The following is an 11,653-nucleotide window of genomic DNA, read 5'->3' as shown; positions in this document are numbered from 1 at the left end:
GGCTCGAGTCCCGGCCTTATGGCGTGGATTGAGCCGGCTGGGTGAAACGTTCCTTGATGTCAGGCATGACGAGATCCAGCGCATCGGTGGAAATGCCGCCGGAATAACCGTTCGGCAGCTGCTTGATCAGTTCGGGATCGTCCAGCCCTTGCGAAAAGTCGCCGCCGGTGTACGGGCCGAGCAGATAGACGCGGCTGTCGACGCCTTGCATGCGATCGAGAAACCGGTTCGGCCAACCCCACATCCATTTCGCGATGTTGACGGGAATGAGCAAGGTACCTTTTCGGCAGGCATCTGGAACATAGCCGCTCCAGCCAAGCGCGGCATAGCGCAGAATGCATTGCGTCAGCGACGCGCGGCTCAGCGTATGCATGTCCGGCAGTGCTGCCTTGACTGCGGCAATCGGCTTGTCGCCGCCATAGACCGAGAGATAGAAGCGCTCGTTCGGCGATAGCATGGCAAGCCGTGCGGCCAGCTTTTCGCCTTCGCCTGGATCGTTGCTCTTGACGTTGATGTTGAAGCGGCGGGCCGGGAAGTGCGCCAGAACCTCATCCAGCGACGGCATCATGCCGATACCCTTGCCGCGAAACGGAAAGGTCTTGCCGCCATCCGCCGTATAGCCATAGCCGACATCGAGGGTCTTCAACTCGGCCATGGAATGGTTGCGTGTTTCTCCCTTGCCTTCCGTGCGGCAATCCAGCGTCCAGTCGTGGAAGACGGCGAAATTGCCGTCTGTCGTCGGGTGAACATCTAGTTCGAGCGCGTCAGCGTCCAGCGCGAAGGCTGCTTCCATCGAGGGGATCGTGTTTTCGAGGTAGGCATGGCGCGGCGGCAACATGCGACTGGCCGTGCACGTCTCACCCGTCATGCCTTCCCGTGCGTAGTCCTGGGCAAGGCCGCGATGGGCAAGCACTTCCGGCTTGCCGGCGGGGCGGCTCGACAACAGCGAGGTGTTGTTGAGCCAGATGCCCGCCGCGGCGACAACGATGATGCCGAAGAAGATCGTCCGTTTGCGCATCAAGTGATTTCCGATTCGTCCGTCCTGCGCGGCATCCTGCTTTGCGATCGGACTTTTTGACGGCGACCGGGCGGCGACATCGAGATCATCCTCGATATCGCCTGGTCGGCGGCAATGAAATCGAAGAACGTGTCGACTTACGCCTTGTAGACCACCTGGCGCACGTCGATGTAGCTGGCGCGGAATCCGGCCTCGCAATAGTGCAGGTAGAACTCCCAGAGCTTCTTGAAGCGGTCGTCGAAGCCGAGCGGGACGATCTTCTCCCATGACGCCCAGAACCGGTGGCGCCATTCGGCAAGCGTGCGCGCATAGTCATCCGGAAACACGCGCTCGCGCAGATGGGCAAGGCCATGATCCTTGCCCAGTGTCTTCAGGATCGACGGTGTCGGCAGCATGCCACCCGGGAAAACATAGCGCTGGATGAAATCCGGCCTTGCGCGATACGTGTCGTAGGCGGCTTCGTTGATGGTGATGATCTGCAGGCCGGCGGTGCCGCCGGGTCTCAGGCAAGCCTTCATCTTGCCGAAAAACACCGGCCAGTATTTCTCGCCGACCGCCTCGAACATCTCGATCGAGGCGATGCGGTCATAGGTGCCGGTTTCGTCGCGATAGTCCTGCAGCTTGATGTCGACCTTTTCGGCAAGGCCAGCCTTGGCGATGCGAGCCGTTGCAAAATCGTGCTGCTCGCGGCTGATCGTCAACCCGGTGACGCGGCAGCCGATCTCGCGCGCGGCGAATTCGGCGAAGCCGCCCCAGCCGCAGCCGATTTCCAGCACATGGTCCTTCGGGCCGATCCCTGTGTCTTTCGCCAGCGCGCGATATTTGGCGGCCTGGGCGCTTTCCAGGTCGTTGGCGCCGGTCGTGTAGAGCGCCGAGGAATAGGTCATGCTCGGATCGAGCCATTGCTTGTAAAAGGCGTTGCCGAGGTCGTAATGCGCCGAGATATTGCGCTTCGAACCGGTGCGGGTGTTCTGGTTGAACCAGTGGCGGATGCGCTGGACGGTGTTGATCAGCCAACTGGTGCCGCCCGCGATACGCTCGCCAATGACCGAATTGACCACGAACAGCTCCAGGAAGCTGGTCACATCAGGGCTTTCCCAATCGCCGTCCATGTAGGATTCGGCTACGCCGATCGTGCCGCCGGAAAAGGCGCGGCCGGGCAAGCGCCAATTCTTCAGCACCAGTTCGGCATCTGGGCCAGGTCCCTTGCCGCCGACGAGGACGGCGCGGCCGTCCGGCAGCCTCACCTTGAGCGAACCGCGCGGCAGGTTCATCGCCGCCGACAGCACCATGCGCGCTTTCGCCGGCAGACCTTTGACGATCTCGGCGAAATTGAACTCATCGAGCCTGACCGCGTCGCTCAATGCTGCGCCAAAAAGTTCCTTTTGTGCCATCTCGTGCCCCCTGGATTTCCGCGGTGTCGGGGCAGATTGCCGAGCCACGGTTCTCTTGGATCATTCGCCAGCTTCGAACGCCGTTGCCGGTCCCGGGCGCTGACCGGCTCAGTGACGGGCGGGCTCGAATGAAACACGCGCTCTTTTACCAGAGCTTTAGCGCTTCCCAGTGAATCCCTGCGGCGATCTTCCACGTCATGCGGCGAAACTTCAAGAGGCAGGCCGCAAGCGGGGCTGTGCCACGCGGAATGCTTGCGCCAGCGAGAATCCGCTTTTTTGCACAGCAAAGGCCGAGCGCGCAAAAAACGCCTATGGTCGCAGAATTGCTCGTGCGATAGATCTAGCCATGCGTTATGTAATCGTCATTGCCGCCATCGCGTTTTTCCTGATCTGGGATGGCATGTACAATCAGGGCCGCTATCTCGACACAACAGTGAGAGAGCTTAGCCATGTTGTGCGATATGTTACCGGCAGAGCTTAACTCCAGTGGCGGCAGCCGCGACATCCTAGTCGATTGACGCCAACGTCCTGCCGTCACAAAAGACCCCAGCATTTTGATCGAGGAGGCGGGGTTGATCCGGCATATCGTTTTCTTCAGCGCGCGGCGAAAAGAGGATGTCGAGGCTGTGCGCACCGGCTTGCTGGCGCTCGGCAACATTCCTCATTCCAGCCTGTTCGAGGTCACGCTCAACACCAAGGTGGATCCGCTGTCGGACGAGGTCGACGTGGTCGTCTATGCGGAGTTCGCCGATGACGCCGCGCTGGCCGCCTACAAGGCGCACCCGCTCTATGCGCAGACCACCAGCAAGGTCAAACCGATGCGCGAACTGCGCTATTCCGCCGATGTCATTGCCGGAAGCTGATCGAGGCTTTGTCCCAACTGGTGCCTTTTTCGACGTCCGGTGAACTGGCGGGGGCGAAATGGCCGGGATTGCGATCAAGTCTTGAACCGATTTGCGGAATGATGCACATCGCGGCTGCATGACCCGAACCATCACTGGCACTCATCCGCTCGATCACCTGGTGCTGCCAACGCAGAGCCTTGAGGTGGCGCGAGCCCGGCTCGCCGCGCTTGGCTTCGTCGTGGCCCCGACCGGCATCCATCCCTTCGGAACGGAAAACTGCTGTGTTTTCCTGGCCGACGGCACGTATCTCGAACCGCTGGCGGTCGGCGACGAGCAGGTGGCGGCAAAGGCTATCGCGGACGGCAATGTCTTCGTCACGCGTGATCGCGCCTATCGCGACAGCAACGGCGACGAGGGGTTTTCCGCCATTGTTCTAGGTACGGGCAATGCCGATGCCGACCATGCACGCTATGTCGATGCCGGCATCTCGGCGGGAGACATGCTGGGTTTTTCGCGCGCTTTCACCGACCCGGCCGGCAAGAGCGACATCGCATCGTTCAAGCTCGCTTTCGCGGCCGGAGCCAAAGCCACGGACGCCTTCCTGTTTGCCTGCGAGCGGGTCAACGCGCCTGATGTCGACCGCGCGGCTTTGCAGGCCCACGCCAACGGCGCGACCGGAATTGTCGAGATCTTGGCGGTCAGCGATGCGCCTGGAAAGCAGCATGAGTTGATTTCTATCTCGGTGGATAATCCGGCCGCCGAAAGGCAGGGCGGCATGTTTTCCCTGCCGAATGCAGATTTGAGCGTGCTTGACCGCGCGGCTTTCACCGCGCGCTTTGGCCTGCCGGCCGGCGCGCCGACAGATCTACGCTTCGCAGCGGTGGTCTTTTCGGTTCGGAACGCCAATGTGACATCGAGGCTGCTTGCGGCCAATTCCATCCAACACGATATAGCGGGCAATGATATTGTCGTGCAGCCTGCACCCGGACAGGGCGCGGCTTTCATCTTCCGGGAGACCAAATGAACAAGCCCGTCGCGCCCAATTCAGCGGTAATTGTCGGCAATGTCGTCTTCGACAACAAGGCGGCTCTGTCGCTGATCGCCGGCCCGTGCCAGTTCGAGTCGCGTCAGCACGCTTTCGACATGGCCGGCGCGCTGAAGGAACTGACCGGCAGGCTCGGAATAGGCCTCGTCTACAAGACCAGCTACGACAAGGCCAACCGCACCTCGCTGTCGGCGACGCGCGGCGCCGGCATGGACGCGGCACTTCCCGTCTTCGACGAACTGCGCAAGGAATTTTCGCTCCCGGTGCTGACCGATGTCCACACCGAGGAGCAGTGCGCCATCGTGGCGCCGCATGTCGATGTCCTGCAGATTCCGGCTTTCCTGTCGCGCCAGACCGACATGCTGGTCGCCGCGGCGAAAACCGGCAAGGTCATCAACGTGAAGAAGGGACAGTTCCTTGCCCCCTGGGACATGAAGAACGTCGTCGCCAAGATCACCGGATCCGGCAATGCCAATGTGCTGACCACCGAGCGCGGTGCTTCTTTCGGCTACAACACGCTGGTCTCCGACATGCGCGCTTTGCCTGTCATGGCAGAGATCGGCGCGCCGGTGATCTTCGATGCGACCCATTCGGTGCAGCAGCCGGGCGGGCAGGGCGGTTCCTCGGGCGGTGAACGTCGTTTTGTCGAGACGCTGGCGCGCGCGGCCGTCGCTGTCGGCGTTGCCGGCGTCTTCATCGAGACCCATCAGGATCCTGGCAACTCGACCTCTTCCGACGGCCCCAACATGCTGCCGTTGAAGGACATGCCCGCTCTACTCGAGCGGCTGATGGCATTCGACCGCATCGCCAAGGGTCTCTAGGCCGGACAATATCCTCTGTCGACCGCCGATGCTTGTGGACGGCGCAAGCCGCCTGTACGCTCTACCGGCAAATGAGCGTTTTGGCAGGAGGAAGCCATGTCTGTCGCCCGCGTCACCGAAATCACATCGTCGTCGAAGAAGAGCTTTCAGGACGCCATCGAACAGGGAATTGCGCGCGCATCCAAAACGCTGAAGAACGTCGAGGGCGCCTGGATCCAGGACCAGAAGATCGTCGTCCAGGACGGCAAGATCGTTGCTTATCGCGTCAACATGAAGGTTACCTTCATCCTCGCGGAGTGATCGGTCGACGCCGAAAAAGTCGGGAACCTTCGCCCGCGCCCCTCATTGTCCAATTATGGTTCGAAACCACAATGAGGAGCACAATCATGGCAACCCAGACTGGCCACACCCAAGCCATTGCCGCTTCGCGGGTCATCGGCACATCGGTCTACAACACCGAAGGCACAAGCATCGGCAGCATAGAGGATGTGATGCTCGACAAGATGACGAACGGGATCATGTTCGCGGTCATCGGTTTTGGCGGCTTCCTTGGCATCGGCGAGAAATATCACGCCATTCCCTGGGCAAGCCTCGACTATGATGAGGACAAGGGCGGTTATGTCGTGCCGTTTTCCAAGGAACAACTCATGGCGGCACCGGCCTATTCGATCAACGAACTGACCGGTGCCGATGGCGAGGCGGCGCGCGACGAATCCTACAATTATTACAAGGTCACGCCTTACTGGCATTAACAACAACGACAAAGCGGCCCCGTCGAGAGAGACGGGGCCGCTTTGGATTCCGGCTTATTCGCTGACGTGTAAGGGGGCCATCGCCTTCGGCGGCGACTGCTGATTGTCGCATGACGTCAGGAATGCCGCCGCGATCAGAAACAGACTCACGATACCGCTCAACTGAGACATGGCGAAACTCCTCCTGTTTCGCCCCGCGCGCTGCACCTTAACCGGAAGTCAGCCGACCGTACATGACTTATGATGACAGCGATTTGCGCTTCGTGAATCGTTCGGACGCTGTTGCCGCGGCAACAATTGCCAGCGGGCCGATTGCCTTTTGCAGCACTTTGGCTAAGACGTGCGGCATTCTTCAGATCAATCGAGGACATCGCAAATGACCGCCATCGTCGACATTGTCGGGCGTGAAATCCTGGACAGCCGTGGAAATCCGACCGTCGAGGTCGATGTCATTCTCGAAGACGGCTCGATGGGCCGCGCGGCGGTGCCGTCGGGTGCTTCGACCGGTGCCCACGAGGCCGTCGAACTGCGCGACGGCGGCGCCCGCTATCTCGGCAAAGGCGTGCTCAAAGCCGTCGAGGCGGTGAACGGCGAGCTGTTCGAGGCCATCGGCGGCATGGAAGCCGAAAACCAGATTCATATCGACCAGACCATGATCGAGCTCGACGGCACGCCCAACAAGAGCCGGCTTGGCGCCAACGCCATTCTCGGCGTTTCGCTGGCGGTGGCCAAGGCGGCCGCTGATGCCGCCGGCCTGCCGCTCTACCGTTATGTCGGAGGCACCAAGGCGCATCTCCTGCCGGTACCGATGATGAACATCATCAATGGCGGCGCGCATGCCGACAACCCGATCGATTTCCAGGAATTCATGATCCTGCCGATCGGCGCGCCGACGCTGCGCGAAGGTGTCCGCTGGGGTTCGGAAATCTTCCATACGCTGCGCAAGAAACTGAAGGATGCCGGCCACAACACCAATGTCGGCGACGAGGGCGGCTTTGCCCCGAACCTGAAAAGCGCTCCGGTGGCGCTCGATTTCATCATGGAATCGATCGAGCAGGCCGGCTTCAAGCCGGGCGACGAGATCGCGCTCGGCCTCGATTGCGCCGCGACCGAGTTCTTCAAGGACGGCAACTACGTCTATGAAGGCGAGAAAAAGACGCGCGATCCCAAGGCCCAGGCCAAATACCTGGCCAAGCTTGCCGCCGACTATCCGATCATCTCGATCGAGGACGGTCTTGCCGAGGACGATTGGGAAGGCTGGAAGTACCTGACCGACCTGATCGGCAAGAAGACGCAGCTGGTTGGCGACGATTTGTTCGTCACCAACACGGCGCGGCTGCGCGACGGCATCCGCATGGGGGTTGCCAACTCGATCCTGGTTAAGGTCAACCAGATCGGCTCGCTTACGGAAACGCTCGACGCCGTCGAGACCGCGCACAAGGCCGGCTACACCGCCGTGATGTCGCACCGCTCGGGCGAAACCGAGGATTCGACCATTGCCGATCTCGCCGTCGCCACCAATTGCGGACAGATCAAGACCGGCTCGCTGTCGCGCTCGGACCGCATGGCCAAGTACAATCAGCTGATCCGCATCGAGGAAGAGCTCGGCAAGCAGGCAAGCTACGCCGGCAAGTCGGTGGTCAAGGGCTGATCCGGAAACACCGGCTCATCGATACCGGACAAAAGGGCGGGAGCATTCCCGCCCTTTTTCGTTTCGGCGCCGCCAAACAGGTCACCCGTAACCGTCCGTTAAGCACAATCGGGCGAGAAAGATCGTGAGCCGCCTGAGTTCGCGGGCTAGAGCCGGATGATCTCAGGTCTGTTCGACCTGAAATCTGAATCCGACTCTAAATCAAAGAGATAGAGCATGATGTCGTCCGAAAACCGCTTCACACTTTTCGGCATCATGCTCTAGAGGAATCGGGCGATGTGGACGCGTCAGCACAAGCAGAGAAACACCGGCCGGCTGATCATTCCCTCGCTTTGCGTGGCGTTCCTGGCCTATTTCGGCTTTCATGCCTATCACGGCGAATTCGGTATCTACTCGAAATATCAGCTGGAAGCCCAGACGGTTGCGCTGCAAGGCCAGCTCGATGCGATCAAGGCGCGCCGCATGGAGCTCGAGCGCCGCGTTCGGCTGATGCATGAAGGCACGCTCGAGAAGGACATGCTCGATGAGCAGGCGCGCAAGGCGCTCAATCTGTCCCAAGCTGACGAAATCACCATTATGTTGCCGACCTCGGCGAAATAACTGATTTCAAGTTAATCACCAATATTTTCAATGATTTTAATCGCTTAGGCGCATGCCAGCTATGCAAATTCGGCATGGCGCAACGCTTTGACGCGTGTTAGCCTCCCTAAAATCGGTGGGGAGGAGCTGATCTCCCCAGAGCAGATTTCATCCTGCTCTAATGTCCACGAAGAGACGCCAACAGGGAGTGATGCATGGCCACCGCCGCCAGAAAAGCGCCTGCCAAATCCAAATCCGACGGCAAATCGGGGCTTTCGACCCCCAAACCTGTCGAATTCACCAAGGACGAAGAGCTTGCCGCTTACCGGCACATGCTGCTCATCCGTCGTTTCGAGGAAAAGGCCGGCCAGCTCTACGGCATGGGTTTCATCGGCGGCTTCTGCCACCTCTATATCGGCCAGGAAGCGGTCGTCACCGGCATGAAGATGGCGCTGATCGACGGCGATCAGATGATCACCGCCTATCGCGACCACGGCCACATGCTGGCGATGGAGCTGTCGCCGCGCGGCGTCATGGCCGAGCTGACCGGGCGTCGCGGCGGCCTGTCACGGGGCAAGGGTGGCTCCATGCACATGTTCTCCAAGGAAAAGCACTTTTATGGCGGCCACGGCATCGTCGGCGCGCAGGTGTCGCTCGGCACGGGCTTGGCCTTCGCCAACCGCTACCGCGACAACAACAATGTCTCGCTGACCTATTTCGGCGACGGTGCGGCCAACCAGGGCCAGGTCTATGAAAGCTTCAACATGGCCTCGCTGTGGAAGCTGCCGGTGATCTACATCATCGAGAACAACCGGTATGCCATGGGCACCTCGGTGTCGCGCTCTTCGGCGGAAACCAATTTTTCGCACCGTGGCGCTTCGTTCAAGATTCCCGGCATCCAGGTCGACGGCATGGACGTGCGCGCTGTCAAGGCCGCCGGCGACCAGGCGACCGAATGGTGCCGCGCCGGCAACGGGCCGATCATTCTCGAAATGCAGACCTATCGCTATCGCGGTCACTCGATGTCCGATCCGGCGAAATACCGCTCAAAGGAAGAAGTGCAGAAGATGCGCTCCGACCATGACCCGATCGAACAGGTCAAGGCGCGGCTGATCGAGAAGAAGTGGGCAACCGAGGACGAGCTTAAGGCCATCGACAAGGAGGTCCGCGACATCGTCGCTGACGCCGCCGAATTTGCCCAGAACGATGCAGAGCCGGATCCGTCCGAGCTCTGGACCGATATCGTATTGTAACGGGAGGGCAAGGACATGCCGATCGAAATTCTCATGCCCTCTCTCTCGCCGACCATGGAAGAGGGCAATCTTTCCAAGTGGTTGAAGAATGAGGGCGACAAGGTCGTCGCCGGCGACGTCATCGCCGAGATCGAAACCGACAAGGCGACGATGGAAGTCGAGGCCGTCGACGAAGGCACGCTTGGCAAGATCCTGATCGCCGCCGGCACCGAAGGCGTCAAGGTCAACACACCGATTGCCGTTTTGCTGCAGGACGGCGAAAGTGCCGGCGATATCGGCAAGTCCTCGGCTCCCGCCAAGGCGGAATCACCGGCAAAGGCAGAGGCTCCAGCCGCGGCGGAGGACAAGGCGGAGGCCGCAAAACCGGCTGCCGCGCCGGTGGCTGCTGCACCGAAGACGGAAATCGCCGCCGATCCGGACATTCCGGCCGGCACAGAGATGGTCTCGACCACGGTACGCGAAGCGCTGCGCGATGCGATGGCCGAGGAAATGCGCCGCGACGGCGATGTCTTCGTCATGGGCGAGGAGGTCGCCGAATACCAGGGCGCCTACAAGATCACGCAAGGGCTGCTGCAGGAATTCGGGCCGCGGCGCGTCGTCGACACGCCGATCACCGAGCATGGCTTTGCCGGCGTCGGCGTCGGCGCGGCGATGGCCGGCCTGAAGCCGATCGTCGAGTTCATGACCTTCAACTTCGCCATGCAGGCGATCGACCAGATCATCAACTCCGCCGCCAAGACGCTCTACATGTCGGGCGGCCAGATGGGTGCGCCGATCGTTTTCCGTGGACCGAACGGCGCTGCCGCACGCGTCGCCGCGCAGCACTCGCAGTGCTACGCCGCCTGGTATAGCCACATTCCGGGCCTGAAAGTGGTGATGCCCTACACCGCCGCCGACGCCAAGGGCTTGTTGAAGGCGGCGATCCGCGATCCCAATCCGATCATCTTCCTCGAGAATGAGATCCTCTATGGCCAGTCCTTCGACGTGCCGAAGCTGGATGATTTCGTGCTGCCGATCGGCAAGGCGCGCATCCACAAGACCGGCAAGGACGTCACCATCGTCTCTTTCGGCATCGGCATGACCTATGCGGTCAAGGCGGAAGCCGAGCTGCGCGGCTTGGGCATCGATGCCGAGATCATCGACTTGCGCACGATCCGGCCGCTCGATCTCGACACCATCATCGCCTCGGTCAAGAAGACCAACCGGCTGATCGTTGTCGAAGAGGGATATCCGCAGAACTCGGTCGGCGACCATATCGCCAACCAGGTGTCGCAGCGCGCCTTCGATTTCCTCGACGCGCCGGTCATCACCATCGCCGGCAAGGATGTGCCGATGCCCTATGCCGCCAACCTCGAGAAACTGGCTTTGCCGAACGTCGGCGAAGTCATCGAGGCGGTCAAAGCCGTCACATATCGCTGAACCGGGCGGGAGGACAAAATGCCAATCAACATCACCATGCCGGCCCTGTCGCCCACGATGGAAGAGGGCAATCTGTCCAAGTGGCTCGTCAAGGAAGGCGACAAGGTTTCGCCGGGCGATGTCATTGCCGAGATCGAGACCGACAAGGCGACGATGGAAGTCGAGGCTGTCGATGAGGGCACGGTCGCAAAGCTCGTCGTTCCCGCCGGCACCGAAGGCGTCAAGGTCAACGCTCTGATCGCCGTGCTCGCTGCCGAAGGTGAGGATGCAGGCGCTGCCGCGAAAAGCGGGGGCGATGCTGCTCCAGCGAAAGCCGAGGCCAAGCAGGACAAGGCGCCAATCTCCCCACCCGTGGGGGAGATGTCGACGAAGTCGACAGAGGGGGGCGCTGTCCCGCCGTCCTCTCAGCGCGAGACGCCCCCCTCTGGCCTGCCGGCCATCTCTCCCACAAGGGGGGAGATCAGCCAGTCGCCGGAAGGACGCACCTTCGCGTCGCCGCTCGCACGTCGCATAGCCAAGGAAGCCGGTGTCGATGTGTCTGCCGTGACCGGCACCGGTCCGCATGGCCGGGTGGTGAAGGCGGATGTCGACGCGGCGATTGCCGGTGGCGGCGCCCAGGCGGCGCCTGCCGCCAAGGCTCCGGCTGGCGTGCCCGCTGCTGCTCCTGCCGCGCCGGTAAAGGCGATGTCGGACGATCAGGTGCTGAAACTGTTCGAACAGGGCTCCTACGACCTCGTCCCGCATGACAATATGCGCAAGACCATTGCGCGCCGCCTGGTCGAGGCCAAGACCACCATTCCGCATTTCTACCTGACGCTCGACTGCGAGCTCGATGCGCTGCTGGCGCTGCGCACGCAGATCAATGCGGCAGCCCCG

12 protein-coding genes are annotated in these 11,653 nt (G+C 61.2%); 10 read left to right on the top strand and 2 right to left on the bottom strand.

Going from position 1 to position 11,653, the window contains the following annotated elements:
- Positions 1–16: 16 nt before the first annotated feature.
- Together EOC83_RS27925 and EOC83_RS27920 are read right to left on the bottom strand one after the other, a co-directional pair.
- Positions 17–1,018: a glycerophosphodiester phosphodiesterase family protein gene (locus EOC83_RS27925; protein ID WP_027163378.1), complete on the bottom strand. Its 1,002-nt coding sequence runs from the start codon at positions 1,016–1,018 to the stop codon at positions 17–19.
- Positions 1,019–1,155: 137 nt separating this feature from the next.
- Positions 1,156–2,412, bottom strand: coding sequence for a cyclopropane-fatty-acyl-phospholipid synthase family protein (locus EOC83_RS27920; RefSeq protein ID WP_063168054.1), 1,257 nt, complete (start codon positions 2,410–2,412; stop codon positions 1,156–1,158).
- 572 nt (positions 2,413–2,984) lie between these two features.
- Here EOC83_RS27920 and EOC83_RS27915 point away from each other — a divergent pair.
- The 10 genes from EOC83_RS27915 to EOC83_RS27865 all read left to right on the top strand — a co-directional run.
- Positions 2,985–3,275, top strand: coding sequence for a Dabb family protein (locus tag EOC83_RS27915; protein ID WP_027163379.1), 291 nt, complete (start codon positions 2,985–2,987; stop codon positions 3,273–3,275).
- Between the two features lie 118 nt (positions 3,276–3,393).
- On the top strand, positions 3,394–4,281 hold the full coding sequence (locus EOC83_RS27910) for a VOC family protein (protein WP_063168053.1): 888 nt from the start codon (positions 3,394–3,396) through the stop codon (positions 4,279–4,281).
- Entirely contained in the window at positions 4,278–5,123 is an 846-nt protein-coding gene (gene kdsA / locus EOC83_RS27905) for a 3-deoxy-8-phosphooctulonate synthase (protein WP_063168052.1), read from the top strand. The genes EOC83_RS27910 and kdsA overlap by 4 nt, the downstream gene beginning before the upstream one ends.
- Positions 5,124–5,219: 96 nt before the next feature.
- Positions 5,220–5,423 carry a dodecin family protein gene (locus tag EOC83_RS27900; RefSeq protein WP_013531476.1) on the top strand — a complete coding sequence of 68 codons (204 nt, stop codon included), beginning with the start codon at positions 5,220–5,222 and terminating at the stop codon, positions 5,421–5,423.
- Between the two features lie 86 nt (positions 5,424–5,509).
- The gene (locus EOC83_RS27895; protein ID WP_024505095.1) at positions 5,510–5,875 is read left to right on the top strand and encodes a PRC-barrel domain-containing protein; all 366 of its coding nucleotides are present in this window, start codon (positions 5,510–5,512) and stop codon (positions 5,873–5,875) included.
- Between the two features lie 376 nt (positions 5,876–6,251).
- Positions 6,252–7,526 (top strand): phosphopyruvate hydratase, encoded by a 1,275-nt coding sequence (gene eno / locus EOC83_RS27885; RefSeq protein WP_013531479.1) that lies wholly within the window; start codon positions 6,252–6,254, stop codon positions 7,524–7,526.
- 276 nt (positions 7,527–7,802) lie between these two features.
- Positions 7,803–8,126 carry a septum formation initiator family protein gene (locus EOC83_RS27880; protein WP_027038975.1) on the top strand — a complete coding sequence of 108 codons (324 nt, stop codon included), beginning with the start codon at positions 7,803–7,805 and terminating at the stop codon, positions 8,124–8,126.
- A gap of 194 nt (positions 8,127–8,320) precedes the next feature.
- Positions 8,321–9,358, top strand: a complete 1,038-nt coding sequence (gene pdhA, locus EOC83_RS27875; RefSeq protein ID WP_063168051.1) for a pyruvate dehydrogenase (acetyl-transferring) E1 component subunit alpha — start codon at positions 8,321–8,323, stop codon at positions 9,356–9,358.
- A gap of 15 nt (positions 9,359–9,373) precedes the next feature.
- Positions 9,374–10,777, top strand: coding sequence for a pyruvate dehydrogenase complex E1 component subunit beta (locus tag EOC83_RS27870; RefSeq protein ID WP_063168050.1), 1,404 nt, complete (start codon positions 9,374–9,376; stop codon positions 10,775–10,777).
- 18 nt (positions 10,778–10,795) lie between these two features.
- On the top strand, positions 10,796–11,653 hold an 858-nt coding region (locus EOC83_RS27865), incomplete at its 3' end, for a biotin/lipoyl-containing protein (protein WP_127224179.1).

Source organism: Mesorhizobium sp. Primo-A (assembly GCF_003997175.1).
Taxonomy (GTDB): Bacteria; Pseudomonadota; Alphaproteobacteria; order Rhizobiales; family Rhizobiaceae; genus Mesorhizobium; species Mesorhizobium ciceri.
The sequence above is the reverse complement of the archived record's forward strand: the minus strand, read 5'-3'. Positions and strand labels throughout refer to the sequence as shown.

Bases quoted from the DNA above. Each gene is read 5' to 3' on its own strand.
- EOC83_RS27925 (WP_027163378.1), bottom strand. From the start codon at position 1,018: ATGCGCAAACGGACGATCTTCTTCGGCATCATCGTTGTCGCCGCGGCG.
- EOC83_RS27920 (WP_063168054.1), bottom strand. From the start codon at position 2,412: ATGGCACAAAAGGAACTTTTTGGCGCAGCATTGAGCGACGCGGTCAGG.
- EOC83_RS27910 (WP_063168053.1), top strand. From the start codon at position 3,394: ATGACCCGAACCATCACTGGCACTCATCCGCTCGATCACCTGGTGCTG.
- kdsA (WP_063168052.1), top strand. From the start codon at position 4,278: ATGAACAAGCCCGTCGCGCCCAATTCAGCGGTAATTGTCGGCAATGTC.
- EOC83_RS27900 (WP_013531476.1), top strand. From the start codon at position 5,220: ATGTCTGTCGCCCGCGTCACCGAAATCACATCGTCGTCGAAGAAGAGC.
- EOC83_RS27895 (WP_024505095.1), top strand. From the start codon at position 5,510: ATGGCAACCCAGACTGGCCACACCCAAGCCATTGCCGCTTCGCGGGTC.
- eno (WP_013531479.1), top strand. From the start codon at position 6,252: ATGACCGCCATCGTCGACATTGTCGGGCGTGAAATCCTGGACAGCCGT.
- EOC83_RS27880 (WP_027038975.1), top strand. From the start codon at position 7,803: ATGTGGACGCGTCAGCACAAGCAGAGAAACACCGGCCGGCTGATCATT.
- pdhA (WP_063168051.1), top strand. From the start codon at position 8,321: ATGGCCACCGCCGCCAGAAAAGCGCCTGCCAAATCCAAATCCGACGGC.
- EOC83_RS27870 (WP_063168050.1), top strand. From the start codon at position 9,374: ATGCCGATCGAAATTCTCATGCCCTCTCTCTCGCCGACCATGGAAGAG.